Raw genomic sequence first — 18,094 nt, 5'->3', positions numbered from 1 at the left:
GAGCGGGGGCGTCGGACCAGAGCGATCACATGATCTGCCCGATGTACGAGTACTTGACAAAGACCTCGGGCGCGAGCCCCGCCTCCTCGAGCACTCCCTGGACGGCAGCCATCATGTAGCGCGAGTCCCATCCCATGTACAGGTGGTGGTCGGCATCCAGGCTGTCCCAGTCGCCGTTCCACGCGCGATCGTTGTAGACGGGCCCACCTCGCCGTGAGCAGTACGCGATGACGGCATCGCGTCGATCTGCCCAGAGCCGCTTGAAGATGCGATTGAAGAGGTACTTGATATCGGGGACTTCCCAGTGCTCGCCGACGTATTCCACGTACGAGAACTCGCGCTCCCAGCCTCGTGGCCAGCCACGTCGCGGGGTCGCATCCAGGATGGGCGTCAAACCGTCATCGTCGATCACGAGGGGTCCTCGGCGTCGCCAGAGGGTCATCACCTGCTGAGCGAGTTCTGCAGACCGCGCGCTGATCGCACCGGTCCCCCACGTCTCGATGGACTCCAGCTGCCGTGTCAGGGTGATGAAGCTCTTCCCATAGACACTGCGCTTGACGGGGAAGTCGGCGTCGAAGACCTGAGCTGCGAGTGCCTCCTCCAGCAGCGTGAGGTTGCCCAGGGTCGCGGCCAGGGCACGATGGCTGTTCTGTTCGTCCTCGCTGTAGTCCTTCCACCGCCTCCCATCACCACCCGTCCAGTCGTCCGATGGCGCTGGGGGGAAGACGCGGTCGACGACGAGGTCATCCTGCACCGGGTCAGCGTCGGCCAGTCGGGACAGAACATACTCCGGATGCGGCAGCGGGCTGTGCTTCAGCGCAACACGCACGCGATCATCCGACGGACTCAGGCGCGAGATTGCCGCGACGAGCGAGTCGATGCCGTCTCCGGACGCGCGCACGAGGCGGGCGACAAGGCGCTCCGAGCTCACGCCGACGACGTCGCGGCGCAAGAGAAGTGACTGCAGGTCGTCGAGCACACCGAGGAGATCGTCACGTCGGACCTCGCCTACCCGGTATCGCTGGCACAGAGACATGACCAGCGGATATGTCCCGCGCCCGAACGTATTGAGGTGGTGCAGACGCGTCCGGATCTCGGCATCCGGTTCACCCTCGGGATCAAGCAGCGTCGCATAGAGCTGCGCGAACGAGCGCCACTGCTCCGCCTGGGTTCGAAGCGCCGCGGGGTCGAGTCGAGGGAAGTGAGCCCGGAAGACGTCGTAGACGCCGCGACCCGATGCGGTCGCTATGACCTCTCGTCCGCCGACCATGACGAGGTAGTGGGCCCAAAACGAGGCGATGTGCTCGCCGGTGCTGCGCTCAATCGCAGCCCAGTACTCGTCTTCGATGACCAGTTGCTCGGCATGCGAGAGTCCCATGAGCACGTAGTTGTGAATGAGCTCGTGGTCACGCAGAGGCTCGCCCGTGGAGTTCAGGCTCTCGAAAATCTGCTGCGCATTGGCGCCGGTGCCCAGCGAAATGGCGACGTGTTCCAGCCGCTGGAGTCCGCGCCAGACCCGCGCGACATCATCCGCGGCAATCTGACTGCGAAAGAACGCGTAGTTGTCGGCGAAACGGGAGGGCGCGGTGACACCGTCGGCGGCACCGACCACCACCTCCCGGAAGGGCCCTGCCCACTCACGGTGAGGCCGAAGCTTCGTCTCACCGGTTGCGCGATGAAGGAGCACGCACTCGAGCTCGTCAGCAAGGACGGCGTCTTCACCGCGGATCGTGTGGAACAGGGCAGCAACCAGGAGCATCAACGTCGTGATGCGTTGCTGCCCGTCGATGAGCACCCATTCGTCCGCGCTCTCACCCGACGGTGTACTGGACGAATCGGCAGCGCTGAGAATCGACCCGATGAAGTGCATCTGGTCGTCATCCCGATCGGCTACCGCACGGATGTCGCTCAGCAGCTGTTCGCATCCGCCGATGTCCCACCGGTACTGCCGCTGATACACCGGAACGACGATCGTCGCCTGCGCCGACGCCAACCACGCGACCGTGTTCACGGCGTGAGCGCGGATGTTCGTCGCGGTGATCATCGAGTGTCTCCTCCGGCTGTATGGACGACCTCGACGAGTCTAATAATCACGGCGCGGATGCCCAGGTTCCCGCGCAGAGCCGGAGGTAGGGTTACCTAAGTTGGGCCTGTAAAAACGCGCTGGCTCACCGACCGAAAGGCACAGACCCTATGGGTTACATCAAGAGCGCCGCTCTCGACGAGACCGGCTTCGTCGTCCTCGACAGTTACAACGAGCCCGTCGATCCGAAGGAATGGCTCGACATCGAATACGTGGACTGGAAGTCCTCGGGTGACACCCGATTCGCTCCCCTCGCCTCGGCCAAGGGCGAGATCGAGTGCAACGGCTTCTGGAATCACCAGCCGCCCCGCACCGACAAGGACGGCGTCTGGATCGATTCCCAGACCGAACTTGCTCCCACTCTCACTGCACGGGCGAAGGAGCCGGGTGCGAACGTGGGCCGGTGCCGCATCATCGAGCTGCAGCCGAACTCGTACGCCGACTGCCTGTACAACCTGCACCAGGACGACAATAACCGCCTGAACCCCGACGGCACCGGCTGGGTGGTTCGTGGTTTCTTCAATCTGACCGACGACAAGGACAGCTACTTCGTCCTTCGTGAGAACCGCACCGACCCGAGCATCGAGTACCGCATAGCGCTTCCCGCCGGCGCCCAGCTGATCGTCGACACGCAGCGCCTCTGGCACGCTGTCCACCATCAGGGAGATAAGCCGCGCTACTGCCTCATTACCTCGTGGACATCGGGCCCCGAGCTCGACGCCTATATCGAGAAGTACCACGGCAAGCCCACCACCGACTACTACCCGGTCTCGGAGGAGATTCGCGAAGCCGGCCAGGCCGAGCAGGCGCGCCGGGATGCAGCCCGTGCCGCCTACTACGCAGCAAAGGGCCAGAAGGAGAAGCTCGCCATGAGCGAGGCCTGACCGACGCCGACGAAGACCCCCGTCCGCCGATGGACAGGGGTCTTCGTCGTTACACGCTGGGATCGATCGGGACGGCTCGCGCGTGCGCAGCGAGGCTCTGCGTGGGGTCAAGGCGATCAAGAATGATTCCCGCGATCTCGCGCAGCTGCGCCTGCTGGGTTGGGGAGAGCGCGTCGAGCACGAAAGAGCGCACGTTGGCCACGTGCCCTGGTGTCGCCGCGATGACCTTGCGGCGACCGGCGCTGGTGAGTTCGACATCCGTCGCACGCGCGTCATCGCGCGCCGGGAGGCGCCGAACGAATCCTCGCTCTTCCAGCCGCGAGATGACATGCGACAGACGAGGAAGCGTGGCGTTCGACTCGATCGCCAAGGTACTCATCCGCAGTGTGCGCCCATCGCTGAGTGCCAGCAGCGAGAGGACGAAGTAGTCGAAGTGACTGAGCTGCTCGTCTCGCTTCAGTTGCGTGTCCAGCTGTTTGGGGAGCAGCTCGAGCACGGCAACGAGCGGAACCCAGGTGGCCCGCTCCTCGGCCGTGAAAGATCGGGTTCTGTGCATTCCGCGATTCTACGGGAATAGTTGTTGCTACAACTATGTTGAGCAGTGACGTAGCTCGCGAGGGCTATCCACCTCCCGCCGGAACGCGGGGACTCTCAGAAAAGGTCAGGGAACATCATGAGCACGATCACCATCTTCGGCAGTGGAAACATGGGCGGGGCCATCGCCGGCGTCCTCGCGCGCGGCGGCGCGTCGATCCAACACATCGTCAGCGGTGACACGGACGCAACGATCGAGGGCGACCTCGTCATCCTCGCCGTTCCCTTTGGCGCGCTCGAGACGATCGCCGCAACCTACGGCGAGCAGCTGACGGGAAAGACCGTCGTCGACATCTCGAACCCGCTCAACTTCGAGACCTTCGACTCGCTCGTGGTGCCGGTCGGCTCGTCTGCTGCAGCTGAGCTCCAGAAGGCCCTGCCTGGCGCACATGTCCTCAAGGCCTTCAACACCAACTTCGCAGCAACCCTGGCGGCTGGAAAGGTCGGAACCGAGCCGACAACCGTGCTGGTTGCCGGAGACGACGCCGACGCGAAAGCTGCCTTGATCAACGCTGTCACCGCCGGTGGGCTTGCAGCGCTTGACGCCGGAGCTCTGGCGCGTGCGCACGAGCTCGAGGCGATCGGCTTCCTCCAGCTGACACTGGCGGCCTCCGAGAAGATCAGCTGGACCGCGGGCTTCGCGGTCGTCCAGTAACGGCTCCGGGCAACAGGAACGAAAGGTTCGGTATGTCTGACAAGCTCGCGGCAGCAACCCACATGGGAGCGGTCACTCTGAGGGTCGGGGACCTGGATGCGATGATCCGTTACTACACCGAGGCGGTGCCGCTCCAGCTTCTCAGCCACGCCGGGCCAACCGCCATGCTGGGGCGCGGCGGCGTCCCCGTGCTGGTCCTTGTTCACACGCCCGAGCTGCGCCACGCCGCTTCCGGGCAGGCGGGCTTGTATCACACGGCGATATTGTTCGAGACCGAAGCTGCACTCGCTTCGGCAGTGGCATCGGTCGCACGTCGGGCACCCGGAACGTTCACCGGCAGTGCTGATCACCTCGTCAGCAAGGCCTTCTACTTCACGGATCCTGAGGGCAATGGTGTCGAGTTGTATTGGGACCGCGCCCGAACGCAGTGGTCCTGGAGGCACGGACAGGTCGAGATGGACACGCTCTTGCTCGACCCACATCAGTTCCTACGCGAGCACCTCAGTGGCCCGGTCGTCGAGCCTGACAACATCCGTTCGGCTCGAGTCGGGCACGTCCATCTCAGCGTCGGAGACGTACGAACAGCGCGTGATTTCTATGTCGACCGGCTGGGGTTCGATGCCACGCTGGACTTCCACGGCTCGGCGCTGTTCGTCTCCGCCGGTGGCTACCACCACCACATGGCGATGAACGTGTGGAACAGCCGAGGAGCCGGCCGGCGTAACCCCGCGCTGGGCCTCGGTGAAGTCAACATCCTCGTCCCTTCTCGTGACGATCTCGGCGCTCTCGATGAACGGATGCGCCACCACGGTGTCGACGTGGCCGATGACGGCGCGACTCTTGCCTTCGAGGATCCTTGGGCTAATTCGATCCGGGTGGCACCGGTCGTCTAGCGCCACCACGCTGAGCGGACCCATCCAGCTCGGCACACAGGAAAACCCCCGGGACTCCGGGGGTTTTCGTTGTTGGTGGTGCGCGATACTGGGATCGAACCAGTGACCTCTTCCGTGTCAGGGAAGCGCGCTACCGCTGCGCCAATCGCGCCTAAAAGGCTATTCAGTTGTCATGCGAGGTGGCGACGGGATTCGAACCCGTGTAAACGGCTTTGCAGGCCGGTGCCTAGCCGCTCGGCCACGCCACCGTGTGTGGTTCGACCCACGTGTCGTGCTCCCGAAGGAAGCCCCGCACTCGAGCGGATGACGAGACTCGAACTCGCGACCCTCACCTTGGCAAGGTGATGCGCTACCAACTGCGCTACATCCGCATTGCACCACCGTGTGGCGCTTGATCGACTTTAGTCGAGAATCGCCGCCGCGCAAAACTGAAACGGCTCTGCGCGTGTCGAGGCGCGCGGTCGTGTGCCGGACCAGGAATCCGGTAGGATCGAGACTCGGCCCGCGAGGGTCTTGGGCGATTGGCGCAGTTGGTAGCGCGCTTCCTTCACACGGAAGAGGTCATCAGTTCGAGTCTGGTATCGCCCACCACACTCAGCATCAACGGCGTCTCTCTGCATCCCAGCCGTAGCGGCGGCGCAGCGCGTTGGCGACCAGCACAAACCGGTCAAGATCCAGCGCTGCCGCCTCACGACGCATCCCGTGATGATGCTCGCTGTAGAGCTGCTCGATGTCGACCCAGGAAGATCTCCCCCGCGCATCCCACGGCCCCGAGCCGATCGCAACATAGTCCCGATCCCCGTCGTGCGACTGACTGGTCAATCGCACCGCAAACACGTGGTCCGAATCCTGCCTGCCGATTACGAGAACCGGACGATCTTTGCCCCGTCCGTCGCCCTCGATGTAAGGCACCCAGGTCCACACGATCTCGCCGGCGTCGGCGTCCCCGTCCGGTTCGGGTGCATAGCTGATCGTGAGACCGTGTGCGCCAGGTGGCGCGATGAGCCGTGTCCGGATCGCCAGGGGCAGCGCATCTCGTGCGGCGTCCGTGCCCACGGATGCGTGCCGCGAGGGCGTGAGCGCGCGGACAACTCTGCGCACAAGCGACGACAGCTGACTCACGAGGTCACCCTAACCGCCGAAGACGCGAAGAAACGCCTCAGGGGCGCCGCGAATGAGTCGCGACGCCCCTGAGGGCTCTGAAGGAGAGTCGTAGCTTACTTCTCGACAGTCTCGTAGGCGTAGCCCTCTTCGCCGTGAACCGAAACGTCCACGCCGGCGAGCTCGTCCTCGTTCTTGATACGGAAACCGATCGTCTTCTCGATCGCGAAGCCCAGAATCCAGGCGACGACGAAGGAGTAGACCAGAACACCCACTGCGGCAATCAGCTGAAGCACGATCTGCTCGTAGTTCCCGCCGACGAACAGACCGGTCTCGGTCGCGAAGAACCCGAGGTAGAGCGTACCGATGAGACCGCCGACGAGGTGAACGCCGACCACGTCCAGCGAGTCGTCATAGCCGAGCTTCCACTTGAGCTCGATGGCGAACGCGCAGATGACACCCGTGACGAGGCCCAGAAGAAGCGCCCACCCCGGTGTGAGGTTTGCACATGCCGGGGTGATGGCAACAAGACCGGCAACCGCACCGGATGCGGCGCCCACCGAGGTCGCCTTGCCGTCCTTGAACTTCTCGACGATGAGCCAACCGATGATGGCTGCTGCGGTCGCACCGAGGGTGTTCACGATGATGAGACCGACGGACGAGTCCTCCGTGCCGAGGAGGCCGAACGTGCCCTCAGCGCCGGCGTTGAAGCCGAACCAGCCGAACCACAGGATCGATGCTCCGAGCATGACCAGGGGAACGCTGTGCGGCTTGTTGATGCCCTTCTGGAAGCCGATGCGCTTACCGAGGACAAGCGCCAGGGCGAGGGCAGCAGCACCCGCGTTGATGTGAACGGCAGTACCACCCGCGTAGTCGATGACGCTCGTGGAGAAACCAAAGGTCTCGCCAAGACCCATGATCCAGCCACCACCCCAGACCCATGCGGCCACGGGGAAGTACACCACGGTCGCCCAAACGCCGGCGAAGATCATCCACGACCCGAACCGCGCGCGGTCAGCGATCGCACCCGAGATCAGAGCCACGGTGATGATCGCGAAGGTGGCACCGAACGTCGCCCCCACAAGCGTGTCGCTATCTGCTCCCCCGAGACCGAAGTCCGAGAACGGGTTGCCTGCGAACTCCCAGGTGCTCGAGACGGCAGACATGTTGAAGCCGTACAGAATCCAGAGAACGCTCACGAGACCGAGCGCCCCGAAGCTCATCATCATCATGCTGACGACGCTCTTGGCCTTGACCAGGCCTCCATAGAAGAACGCCACGCCCGGCGTCATAAACAACACCAGGGCCGTCGCGGCGACGGACCAGGCGAGATTTCCAGCATCCATTGAGAATCCTCAATTCGTGTCGTGTGTCAAAAGTTGCACCGAAGCGGGTAGTCGGGCACTTGCGGAGCCAGTCTCGCGGCGACCGGTTTCGACCAGAGGGTGCCCTGTGTTTCGCGTCTGTTACACGACCTGCGCTCAGGTAAACATCAGGTTTCGTGTGACCCCGAGGTCACCACGAAATTCACGCGAGAGTCGAAGCGACCAGGCGCGAGATCGCGCGGAGGTACTTCTTGCGGTATCCGCCGGCCAGCATCTCGTCAGGAAAGACCCGGTCCAGGGTGATGCCGGTCGCGCGAATCGGGATCTGCGCGTCGTAGATGCGGTCAACCAGTGCGACGAATCGGAGAGCCGCGGACTGGTCGGTGAAGACTTCTACGTCGCGAAGGCCGACGAGGGATACCCCCTCGATCAAGCGGATATAGCGCGACGGGTGGACGCGCGCCAGCTGAGCGACGACGTCCTCGAAGGCGTCGTCGCTCACGATCCCATCACCGGATGCTGATGCGATTGCCTCTTCATAGTCGGCAACGTCCAGGGACACCGCGTGTCCGTCGACATCCCGGTGACGGTAGTCGGTTCCATCGATCCGAATGGTCTGGAAGCTCTCGGCCATCGCATGGATCTCACGCAGGAAGTCCTGCGCGGCGAATCGCCCCTCTCCCAGCGCATTGGGCGGGGTGTTGGATGTCGCCGCAAGCCGGGTGCCCGTGGCCACCAGTCCGCCCAGGAGTCGTGTCATGACCATCGTGTCGCCGGGGTCATCGAGCTCGAACTCGTCGATGCACAGCAGGTCGGCCCCGGTGAAGAGCTTGACGACGTTCTGGTAGCCAAGTGCCCCGACCAGCGCCGTGTACTCGATGAACGATCCGAAGTACTTCCGACGCACGGGCATCGCATGGTAGATCGCAGCGAGCAAGTGCGTCTTGCCGACACCGAATCCGCCGTCCAGGTACACGCCGGGCTTGAGCTCGGGCTGCTTCGGTCGGCGCCGGAACAGACCTCCGCGTGCTGCCTCCGGGCGCCCGCCGGCGAAGGCGACAAGAAGCTCCTTCGCCTCCTGCTGAGAGGGGAAAGCCGGGTCGGCGCGGTACGACTCGAACGACGCATGGGCGAACTGCGGTGGGGGCGTGAGCGCCGCCACCATCTGGTCGCCGGAGAGCTCGGGTGCGCGCGTTGCGAGGTGGACGATGCCGGTGGGGCCGGATGCTGGCATGGGTAGCTTCCGCGGAGGAGGCGGATGCGGGCGTGCCGCGTGCCGCCTAGAGTCGGGGAGGGCGGGAGGACCCTCCTACTTTACGCGGGGTGTCGCCACACCCCGCGCACCCGGAGGCTCCCCGACCGAGTTCCACGGGCCCAGAGAGGATCTCTCCATGATCGTGACCGAACTGTCGCCACGAACCCTCGACACGATCGACATCGACGACGACCGTGACGCAGCGCGTGCGTGGATCGCCGCGCGTTACGGCTCCGCAGATCCGGACTCCGTGCGGCTGAACATGATCACCTCGCTCACCGGGTCCGCCGTCGGCGCCGACGGTACGAGTGAGACCCTCACCGGCGGGGCAGACCGGCTCATTCTCAGCGCAATCCGTGGGGCCGCGGATGCCGTGATCGTCGGGGCTCAGACGGTGCGCGCCGAGGGCTATCTCCTCCCCCGGTCGGCGGCTCTCGCTGTCGTGACCCGCTCCGGCTCGTTGGAGGGGCTCCGGATGCCTGACGAGGTGGACCAGCCTCTCATCGTCCTGTGCCCCGCATCCCGGACCGAGCACGTGGAAGCAACTGTCGCTCACCTTTCCGCCCAGGTCGTGGGACTCCCTACCGACGAGCCCACGCCGGCGCTCGTGGTCGGTGCTCTCCGGGACCTGGGCCTGCGTCACCTCGTCTGTGAGGGCGGCCCGTCACTGGCCCGACAGTTCGCGGAATCAAGAATCATCGACGAATACTGCATCACGGTTGCACCGGCGCTGACGCCGGTGGAGCATCCGTTTCTGAGCATCCACGACGCCGTCGAGACAGAACTCGCCGGTCACCTCGTCGACGAGGAGGGATTCACCTATCTGCGTCTACGCGCTCGCTGACGAACCCTCGCTGGGTCAGCCACCGCGTGATCCGGCCCGTCCAGCGCTCCTGGTCGTAGTTCCACAGCTTGGTGTGACGAGCCACGCTGAAGACGTCGAGCTCCACGAGGTCGGGACGCGCGACCACGAGGTCGTGGGAAGCATCCGAGGGGACGAAGCCGTCATCGTCGCTGTGGAGGATGAGTATCGGATGCCGGAGCTCCGCCGAGCGGGCGAGCACGTCGAGGCGACGGAACGGAATCGCAGCGCCCGCGCCGGTGAGCGCCGTCGCCCAATCAGCACCGAGCACGGTGATCGCCAGGCGCGTGACTGCCGGAGGCAGCTTCATGAGCCGCGCCTGGTAGTCGAGCACGATCCGCCAGTCGACCACGGGTGAGTCGAGGATGAGACCCACGATGAGGTCGCGATGCGCGGAGTTCAGGGCAAGTTGCAGCGCAATAGCACCACCCATCGACCATCCCATGATGATGACCCGCTTCGCGCCTCTCCGGCGGGCGAACCCCACCGCGGCGTCCACGTCGCGCCACTCGGTGGCACCGAGTGTGTAGGTGCCCGAGCGGCTCCGAGGCGCCTCGCCATCATTACGATACGAGACGACCAACGATGTGATTCCCAACCCGTGGAAGATCGGGACGGCGCGTAGGCACTCCGCTCGTGTGGCGCCACGCCCGTGCACCTGAATCACCCAGATCTCACCCTCGCCGGCGGGAAACAACCAGGCGGGGCAGGGTCCGAGCGCCGAACCGACCAGCTCCGGACTGACGGGCAGATGCAGTTCTTCGGGACGCTCGTAGTACCACCCGCTGAAGGCGGCATCCCTGACGATCCGAGCCTGGGGACCGACATGAGTGAGAAGCTTGCGCTTGACCGTGTCGGCCGTCTCCGACAGCACGGATCCGAGTTTGAGGTAGCGCTCTGTTCCCGTGGTGAACAGGCCATACCGGCCAGCCAACTCGGTGTCGGGAGTGCGCGTGAGCGTGATGGTCTGGGCGGACGTATCAAGCTCGAGGATGCGGCAATCGGGGATCCGAGCTGCCGGCGTGACGACTTTCCTTGCCATACGTACGGCAATACCGCCCCACAGTGCGAGGACAGCGCCGAGGGCCATCGAGATCGCCGCGAGAGCCGCTTTGACGATAACGACGTACTGTGGGGAGGCGGCGCGCCTGGACTCGACCATGGGGTCCTCACTCTAGTCTGTCGGGGTGACCGGAGACCTTCTGTCGGGGGTGGCGTTCGACGACGTGGCCGCGGTGATTCGCGAGGCCACCTTCCGTGACGACCTCACGGTCCGCGAGATTCCCGCACCGACCGGCCTTGCTCCTCACGCCCTCGCTCTGGCCGCTGACGTGAGGCCCGAGGCAGCCGGCACCGACTCAGCGTACGGAACGGGTCGCTTCATCCTGTTACATGACCCGGACGAGCCCTCCCAGTGGAATGGCGCCTGGCGCATCGTGTGCTTCGCGCAGGCGCCGCTCGAGCCTGAGATCGGCATGGACGCGCTGTTGGCGGATGTGACCTGGTCGTGGCTCACGGACGCCCTGCAGGCACACGCCGCTACCTATCACTCCCCCTCAGGCACCGCGACGAAGACCCTCTCGAAGGGATTCGGGAGCCTTGCCGACGAGGGCGATGGCGCGCAGATCGAACTTCGCGCCTCATGGACGCCGACCGCGAACCTCGACGCGCACGTCGAGGCGTGGGCAGAGCTGGTCTGCATGCTCGCGGGACTTCCCCCCGGATCTGAGCAGATCGCAACGGTGACGTCCCGCAGGGTGAGCCGTGGCTGAGTACACCGTGATCACAGACGCAGACGCCCTCCGTGCCGCGGCTGCGCACCTCGCTGCTGGCACAGGTCCCGTGGCCGTCGACGTCGAGCGCGCCTCGGGGTTCCGCTACTCGCAGCGCGCCTATCTTGTTCAGGTCTTCCGCCGCGGCGCGGGCGTGATTTTGATCGACCCGCCAGCGGTCGGTACGGACTTCTCGTCACTGCAGCAGGCAATCGGTGACGTCGAGTGGGTGTTTCACGCCGCCAGCCAGGACTTGCCCTCGCTGCGCGAGCTGAGCCTCGAACCCCCGACGATTTTCGACACCGAACTGGCATCGCGACTCCTCGGACGAGAGCGTGTAGGCCTCGGGGCCGTCGTCGAAGAGACCCTCGGTATCACTCTCGCGAAAGCGCACTCTGCCTCCGACTGGTCGACACGTCCGCTTCCGCAAGCCTGGCTCGAGTACGCGGCGCTCGATGTGGAGTATCTCATCGACGTGCGCGACATCCTTGTCCAGCAGCTCGCGGACGCCGGCAAGACAGAGTTCGCTGCGCAGGAGTTCTCTGCCGTTCTCACCCGGGAGCCCAAACCTCCGCGGGAGGATCCCTGGCGTCGGCTCAGCGGTCTCCATACCGTGCGCGGGCGTCGGGGGCTCGCGATCGCGAGGGCGCTGTGGCTCGCTCGCGAAGAACTCGCCGTCACGCAGGATGTCTCACCCGGGCGCCTCGTCCCCGACCGGGCTCTGGTCGCCGCGATCCTGGCAGATCCGAAGACCAAGCAGCAGCTCGCAGCCGTGAAGGAGTTCACAGGCAGAGCCAGCCGCTCCGAGCTCGATCGATGGTGGGCAGCGTTCGAGGCGGGACGCGCCGACCTCGACCTGCCACCCGAGCGGGTGCGCAACACCGACACGATCCCGCCGGTGAGGGCGTGGGCTGACCGAGCGCCGGAGGCCGACGCTCGACTCAAGGCAGCCAAGCCTGCGATCGACGAGGTCGCGCAGTCGCTGCACATGCCGGTCGAGAACCTTCTCACCCCAGAGCTGCTGCGACGCGTCGCCTGGGCTCCACCGGCTGTCATCGGCGCCGACGGAATCGGCAAAGCCCTGGCTGAACTCGGTGCACGACCGTGGCAGATTGAGCAGACTGCACAGGTGATCGCCGAAGCCTTTGTGGAATCCGGTCAACCCTCTCCAGAGGCCTCCGAGAGCGCTTCGTAGGTTCGACCCAACCGATTCCGCGCCGTTTTGACGCCTTCCTAGGCTGGCGTCATTCCCAATCCTTGGAGGCAGAGTGGCCGAAATGTCGGACGTCTTCTTCGTCGACGGTATGCGCACCCCGTTCGGGCGCGCGGGCGAGAAGGGCATGTACTGGAACACCCGGGCTGACGACCTGGCGGTCAAGGCGATCATCGGGCTGATGGAGCGCAATCCTGACGTACCGAAAGAGCGCATCGACGATGTGGCGATCGCTGCGACGTCACAGACCGGCGATCAAGGACTGACGCTCGGTAGGTCTGCGGCGATCCTTGCCGGATTGCCGATGACCGTTCCGGGGTTCGCAATTGACCGGATGTGCGCGGGCGCGATGACGAGCGTCACCACGATGGCTGGTTCGATCGGTTTCGGCATGTACGACCTCGCGCTCGCAGGCGGTGTGGAGCACATGGGGCGTCATCCGATCGGCTCCAACGCTGACCCTAACCCGCGCTTCGTCGCGGAGAAGATGGTGGACCCCGGCGCATTGAACATGGGCGTCACGGCCGAACGCCTCCATGACCGGTTCCCGCAGCTCACCAAGGAGCGCGCGGATCGGTTCGGCATGCAGAGCCAGCTGAAGGCGCAGGCAGCATACGACTCCGGAAAGATCCAGCCGGATCTCGTCTCCGTGGCGATCAAGAACGCTGACGGCGCCTGGGGGCTCGCCACCGAGGATGAGGGCCGACGTCCCGAGACGACGATGGAAGGTCTCGCAGCACTGAAGACCCCCTTCCGCCCGCACGGGCGCGTTACCGCGGGCACCTCATCACCGCTCACAGATGGCGCGACGATGGGACTGCTGGCCAGCGGCGACGCGGTCAAGCAGTTCGGCCTTGCACCCAAGATGCGACTGGTGTCTTTCGCCTTCGCGGGAGTGCAGCCTGAAATCATGGGCATCGGGCCGATCCCCTCGACCGAGAAGGCGCTTCAGAAGGCCGGTCTCACGATCGATGACATCGGACTGTTCGAACTCAATGAGGCCTTCGCTGTGCAGGTGCTGTCGCTGCTCGATCACTTCGGAGTGGCGGATGACGACCCTCGCGTAAACCAGTGGGGCGGCGCCATTGCCCTCGGCCACCCCCTCGCGGCATCCGGCGTGCGCCTGATGATTCAGCTTGCGGCGCAGTTCGCCGAGCGCCCCGACGTCCGGTACGGGCTCACCGCCATGTGTGTGGGCCTCGGACAGGGTGGCTCGGTCATCTGGGAAAACCCCCACTACGACGGCAAGAAGAAGAAGTAGGAGTTCGCCGCCATGACCAACTACGACGAGATCGACTTCTCGCCGCTCGATGCCCTCGCCGACGGTGAGGTCATCACGCACTCGTTCGTGACTGACGTGCGTCTGGCCTCCGGCAAGACGCTCGCGCTCATCACCCTGGACAACGGACGCGATCACACCCGGCCCAACACACTCGGACCGGCAACACTCAAGGAGCTCGGTGCGACTCTCGACACCCTCACGGCGCGCGCTGCGGCCGGTGAGATCCACGCTGTCGCTATCACGGGCAAGCAGTACATTCTTGCGGCTGGCGCCGACCTGAGTGATGTCTCGCGGGTTCCTTCGGCCGAGATCGCAAAGCTCATTGCGCAGCGGGGCCATCAGGTTCTGGGGAAACTCTCGAGCCTCGGGGTCCCGAGCTTCGCATTCGTGAACGGCCTCGCGCTCGGCGGCGGGCTCGAGATCGCATTGAACTCCACGTATCGCACGGTGGATGCTTCGGCGGCCGCTATCGCGCTCCCCGAGGTGTTCCTGGGCATCATCCCGGGGTGGGGCGGGGCATACCTCCTCCCGAACCTCATCGGCATTGAGAACGCGCTCGAAGTCGTCGTGTCCAACCCGCTCAAGCAGAACCGGGTGCTCAAGCCCCAGCAGGCCTATGACCTCGGCATCACGGATGCGATCTTCCCCGCGGCCAACTACCTCGAGGACTCGCTGCGGTGGGCAGATGGCGTCCTGACCGGCTCCGTCAAGGTCGAACGCAAGAACGAGCCGGGCAAGATCGAGCGTCTCACCAAGTGGCCGATCGCCATCAAGATGGCGCGCGGGATGCTGGAGAGCCGCATCGGCACGGTGCCCCGCTCCCCTTATGTCGCACTCGACCTGCTTGATAAGGCCAAGGGCGGCACGAAAGCAGAGGGCTTCGCCCGCGAAGATGAGGCGCTGACCGATCTCATCACCGGTGATCAGTTCGCGGCATCCATGTATGCGTTCGACCTTGTTCAGAAGCGCGCTAAACGCCCCGTCGGTGCGCCCGACAAGGCACTGGCAAAGAAGGTGCAGAAGGTCGGGATCATCGGGGCAGGACTCATGGCCAGCCAGTTCGCGCTGCTGTTCGTGCGCAAACTCCAGGTTCCCGTCCTGATCACCGACCTCGATCAGGCGCGCGTCGATAAGGGACTCGCCTACATCCACGACGAGATCGGCAAGCTCGAGCAGAAGGGGCGACTCGACGGGGATGCCGCGAATCGCCTGCGCGCACTCATTCACGGCACCACGGACAAGAGTGAGTACGCCGACTGCGACTTCGTGATCGAGGCGGTCTTCGAAGAGGTCGGAGTCAAGCAGCAGGTGTTCGGTGAGATCGAGAAGATCATCGCCGACGACGCGATTCTCGCGACCAACACCTCCTCGTTGTCTGTGGAGGAGATCGGTGAGAAGCTCGAGCACCCCGAGCGACTCGTGGGGTTCCACTTCTTCAACCCGGTCGCGGTAATGCCACTGATCGAGATCGTGAAGACACCGACCACCGACGAGGCGGCTCTTTCGACCGCGTTCGTCGTCGCCAAGGGGCTGGGCAAGAACGCTGTCCTCACCGCCGACGCCCCGGGCTTCGTCGTCAACCGTCTTCTCGCGAAGGTCATGGGCGAGGCTGCTCGGGCCGTGTACGAAGGCACGCCGCTGCTCACGGTCGAGAAGGCCTTCGGCCCACTGGGCCTGCCTATGACGCCGTTCCAGCTCATCGATTTGGTGGGCTGGAAGGTCGCCGCACACGTGCAGGACACAATGGCTTCCGCGTTCCCGGAGCGCTTCTACGCCAACGAGAACTTCCACCAGCTGGCTGAGCTGCCGCAGGTTGTCGACAAGGACAAGAACGGCAAGGTCACCGGCTGGACGAAGGCCGCCGAGAAGATCCTCAAGCCTGCTGTGGGCACTGCGCCGGCAGGCGAAGACGAGATTCTGCGCCGCGTGCAGGACGGGCTGGCACAGGAGATCCGCATCATGCTCGATGAGGGTGTCGTGCCCGAGGTCGAAGACATCGATCTCTGCCTGATCCTCGGTGCCGGCTGGCCCTTCATCGACGGCGGTGCCTCGCCGTACCTCGACCGCGAAGGGGCGTCTCAGCGCGTCTTTGGGGGCACCTTCCACGAACCGCCCATCCGAGGAATCGCCGCCGTCTGATCAGACCGCACACGAGAGAGGGGGCCCGGCTGGATCAGCCGGGCCCCCTCTCTCGTTGGCATTGCCTCGTCAGTCGCGGCGTTCCGCGAACTCGGCGATGAGATCGGCGCCGTTCTCGGCACGGCGTGCAATCGGAATCCTCGTCCCGAGGACCTGCGCGACGACATCCTGGGCGATCTTGCTGGCGACGAGCCCGGCATCCTCGAGGATCTGCTCGCGGGTCGCATGAGCGATGAACTCGTCGGGAAGCCCGAGTTCATCGACAGCAGTGTCGACGCCAGCCTCCCGCAGGACCTGGCGCACGCGCGTCCCGATCCCGCCGACCCGGATGCCGTCCTCGATCGTGATCACGAGGCGGTGTGCCGCCGCGAGATCGATCACAGACGGCTGCACCGGGATCACCCAGCGGGGGTCGATGACAGTCGCACCGATCCCTTGGGCACGTAGTCTGGTCGCGACGTCCATCGCAATGTGTGCCATCGGTCCGATGCCGATCAGAAGGACGTCTTCCGCTCCCCCGCGGGCGAGCACATCAACGCCATCCTCGAGGCGTTCGACCGCGGGGAGATCCGGAAGCACTGATCCCTTCGGGAAGCGCACAACGGTCGGTGCATCCGATACCGCAACCGCCTCGCGGAACTCTTCGCGCAGACGCTCCGCGTCCCGCGGAGCAGCGATCCGGATGTTCGGAACAAGCTGGAGCATAGCGAGGTCCCACACGCCGTGGTGGCTCGGGCCGTCCGGCCCAGTGACCCCGGCGCGGTCGAGGACGAATGTGACCCCAGCGCGGTGCAGTGCGACATCCATCATGACCTGATCGAACGCGCGGTTCATGAAGGTCGCGTACACGGCGACGACCGGGTGCAGACCCCCGAAGGCCAGACCAGCGGCGGAGGCCACAGCGTGCTGCTCAGCGATGCCGACGTCATAGACCCGCTGCGGAAAACGCTCAGCGAACGGCTGCAGGCCGGTGGGCCGCAACATCGCAGCGGTGATGGCGATGACGTCCTCGCGCTCGGAACCGAGCTCCACGAGCTCCTGGGCGAAGACGTCGGTCCAGGCCGATGCACCTGATCCGCCGACGGGCTCGCCCGAAACGGGGTCGATCTTGCCGACTGCGTGGAATTGATCGGCGACGTCTCGAAGGGCCGGCTCGTAACCGCGCCCCTTCTCGGTGATCGCGTGCACGATGACGGGAGCGCCGTGTTCCTTCGCAAGCTCGAGCGTCTCGATCAGCATCGGCAGGTCATGCCCGTCGATCGGGCCGAGGTACTTGATGTCGAGATTCGAGTACAACGCCTCGTTGTTCGTGAACCGGGAAAGAAAACCCCGGGTTCCGCCCCGGACACCTCGGTAGAAGGCGCGAGCTGCAGGGCCGAGCCTGCTGGAGATCCGGTCGGAACGCTTGCGCAGCGTTTCATAGCTGGATGCCGTGCGCACGCGATTCAGATAACGTGCCATGCCGCCGATCGTCGGCGCGTACGAGCGTCCGTTGTCATTGACGACGATCACCAGATTGCGGTCGTTGTCGTCGGAGATGTTGTTGAGCGCTTCCCAGGTCATGCCGCCCGTGAGCGAGCCGTCACCGACGACGGCAACCACGTGGCGGTCACGCCGCCCTGTGCGGGCGAACGCCCGCGAGATTCCGTCAGCCCAGCTGAGCGAACTTGAGGCGTGCGACGACTCGACGACGTCGTGCTCACTCTCCGAACGCTGCGGGTAGCCGGCAAGGCCGCCACGGCTGCGCAGCTGCGAAAAGTCCTGGCGCCCCGTGAGGAGCTTGTGTACGTACGACTGGTGCCCGGTGTCGAAGATGATCGGATCATCGGGGGATGAGAACACACGGTGCAGGGCGATGGTGAGTTCCACCACTCCGAGGTTCGGTCCGAGGTGGCCGCCCGTACGCGCGACATTCTCGATAAGAAACGCGCGCACTTCTTCGGCAAGGTCGCACAGCTGATCCGTCGTGAGAGCGTCCAGATCCCGTGGCGAGCGGATCGTGGGCAGCAAAGCCATCTCACTCCTCCCGTCGGGTG

Annotated in this window: 15 protein-coding genes and 4 tRNA genes; 9 read left to right on the top strand and 10 right to left on the bottom strand. The window is 64.9% G+C overall.

Features of this window, described 5'->3' with window-relative positions:
- Positions 1-25 precede the first annotated feature (25 nt).
- Entirely contained in the window at positions 26-2,044 is a 2,019-nt protein-coding gene (locus BGO47_RS09390) for a DUF262 domain-containing HNH endonuclease family protein (RefSeq protein WP_292711114.1), read from the bottom strand.
- A 149-nt stretch (positions 2,045-2,193) separates the two neighbouring features.
- Here BGO47_RS09390 and BGO47_RS09385 point away from each other — a divergent pair, with 149 nt between their 5' ends.
- Positions 2,194-2,967, top strand: a complete 774-nt coding sequence (locus tag BGO47_RS09385) for a hypothetical protein (protein ID WP_292711112.1) — start codon at positions 2,194-2,196, stop codon at positions 2,965-2,967.
- Between the two features lie 49 nt (positions 2,968-3,016).
- Here BGO47_RS09385 and BGO47_RS09380 read toward each other — a convergent pair whose 3' ends face one another.
- Positions 3,017-3,523 (bottom strand): MarR family transcriptional regulator, encoded by a 507-nt coding sequence (locus BGO47_RS09380; RefSeq protein ID WP_292711109.1) that lies wholly within the window; start codon positions 3,521-3,523, stop codon positions 3,017-3,019.
- 117 nt (positions 3,524-3,640) lie between these two features.
- Between BGO47_RS09380 and BGO47_RS09375 the strand changes: the two genes are divergently transcribed.
- Positions 3,641-4,216, top strand: coding sequence for an NAD(P)-binding domain-containing protein (locus BGO47_RS09375; RefSeq protein ID WP_292711106.1), 576 nt, complete (start codon positions 3,641-3,643; stop codon positions 4,214-4,216).
- Between the two features lie 32 nt (positions 4,217-4,248).
- Positions 4,249-5,109 (top strand): VOC family protein, encoded by an 861-nt coding sequence (locus tag BGO47_RS09370; RefSeq protein ID WP_292711103.1) that lies wholly within the window; start codon positions 4,249-4,251, stop codon positions 5,107-5,109.
- Between the two features lie 76 nt (positions 5,110-5,185).
- On the opposite strand, the gene BGO47_RS09365 is transcribed toward BGO47_RS09370, so the two are convergent.
- The 3 genes from BGO47_RS09365 to BGO47_RS09355 form a co-directional block, all read right to left on the bottom strand.
- A tRNA-Val gene (locus tag BGO47_RS09365) sits at positions 5,186-5,260 on the bottom strand.
- A gap of 26 nt (positions 5,261-5,286) precedes the next feature.
- A tRNA-Cys gene (locus BGO47_RS09360) sits at positions 5,287-5,357 on the bottom strand.
- Positions 5,358-5,407: 50 nt separating this feature from the next.
- A tRNA-Gly gene (locus tag BGO47_RS09355) sits at positions 5,408-5,480 on the bottom strand.
- 144 nt (positions 5,481-5,624) lie between these two features.
- Here BGO47_RS09355 and BGO47_RS09350 point away from each other — a divergent pair.
- A tRNA-Val gene (locus BGO47_RS09350) sits at positions 5,625-5,700 on the top strand.
- 9 nt (positions 5,701-5,709) lie between these two features.
- Here BGO47_RS09350 and BGO47_RS09345 read toward each other — a convergent pair.
- From BGO47_RS09345 to zapE, 3 genes are all read right to left on the bottom strand, one after another.
- Positions 5,710-6,138, bottom strand: coding sequence for a type II toxin-antitoxin system PemK/MazF family toxin (locus BGO47_RS09345; protein WP_292711173.1), 429 nt, complete (start codon positions 6,136-6,138; stop codon positions 5,710-5,712).
- 188 nt (positions 6,139-6,326) lie between these two features.
- Positions 6,327-7,556, bottom strand: coding sequence for an ammonium transporter (locus BGO47_RS09340; RefSeq protein ID WP_292711100.1), 1,230 nt, complete (start codon positions 7,554-7,556; stop codon positions 6,327-6,329).
- Between the two features lie 181 nt (positions 7,557-7,737).
- On the bottom strand, positions 7,738-8,769 hold the full coding sequence (zapE, locus tag BGO47_RS09335) for a cell division protein ZapE (protein ID WP_292711097.1): 1,032 nt from the start codon (positions 8,767-8,769) through the stop codon (positions 7,738-7,740).
- 157 nt (positions 8,770-8,926) lie between these two features.
- Here zapE and BGO47_RS09330 point away from each other — a divergent pair, with 157 nt between their 5' ends.
- Positions 8,927-9,634, top strand: coding sequence for a dihydrofolate reductase family protein (locus BGO47_RS09330; RefSeq protein ID WP_292711095.1), 708 nt, complete (start codon positions 8,927-8,929; stop codon positions 9,632-9,634).
- On the opposite strand, the gene BGO47_RS09325 is transcribed toward BGO47_RS09330, so the two are convergent.
- Positions 9,606-10,814, bottom strand: coding sequence for an alpha/beta fold hydrolase (locus tag BGO47_RS09325; RefSeq protein WP_292711091.1), 1,209 nt, complete (start codon positions 10,812-10,814; stop codon positions 9,606-9,608). The two genes, BGO47_RS09330 and BGO47_RS09325, sit on opposite strands and share 29 nt — an antisense overlap.
- Positions 10,815-10,839: 25 nt before the next feature.
- On the opposite strand from BGO47_RS09325, the gene BGO47_RS09320 reads away from it, so the two are divergent.
- The 4 genes from BGO47_RS09320 to BGO47_RS09305 all read left to right on the top strand — a co-directional run bounded on the left by BGO47_RS09320 (position 10,840) and on the right by BGO47_RS09305 (position 16,058).
- A complete protein-coding gene (locus BGO47_RS09320; RefSeq protein WP_292711088.1) occupies positions 10,840-11,424 on the top strand; it encodes a DUF3000 family protein in 585 nt (194 codons plus the stop codon).
- On the top strand, positions 11,417-12,619 hold the full coding sequence (locus tag BGO47_RS09315; RefSeq protein ID WP_292711086.1) for a ribonuclease D: 1,203 nt from the start codon (positions 11,417-11,419) through the stop codon (positions 12,617-12,619). The genes BGO47_RS09320 and BGO47_RS09315 overlap by 8 nt, the downstream gene beginning before the upstream one ends.
- A 73-nt stretch (positions 12,620-12,692) precedes the next feature.
- Positions 12,693-13,898, top strand: coding sequence for a thiolase family protein (locus BGO47_RS09310; protein ID WP_292711083.1), 1,206 nt, complete (start codon positions 12,693-12,695; stop codon positions 13,896-13,898).
- A 12-nt stretch (positions 13,899-13,910) separates the two neighbouring features.
- Positions 13,911-16,058: a 3-hydroxyacyl-CoA dehydrogenase NAD-binding domain-containing protein gene (locus tag BGO47_RS09305; RefSeq protein WP_292711082.1), complete on the top strand. Its 2,148-nt coding sequence runs from the start codon at positions 13,911-13,913 to the stop codon at positions 16,056-16,058.
- A 69-nt stretch (positions 16,059-16,127) separates the two neighbouring features.
- Here the strand turns inward: BGO47_RS09305 and dxs are convergent, their stop codons facing one another.
- A complete protein-coding gene (gene dxs, locus BGO47_RS09300) occupies positions 16,128-18,074 on the bottom strand; it encodes a 1-deoxy-D-xylulose-5-phosphate synthase (RefSeq protein WP_292711079.1) in 1,947 nt (648 codons plus the stop codon).
- Between the last annotated feature and the right edge of the window lie 20 nt (positions 18,075-18,094).

Origin of the sequence: Microbacterium sp. 67-17, from assembly GCF_001898325.1 — a bacterium.
Lineage (GTDB): Bacteria > Actinomycetota > Actinomycetes > Actinomycetales > Microbacteriaceae > Microbacterium > Microbacterium schleiferi.
The sequence above is the reverse complement of the archived record's forward strand: the minus strand, read 5'-3'. Positions and strand labels throughout refer to the sequence as shown.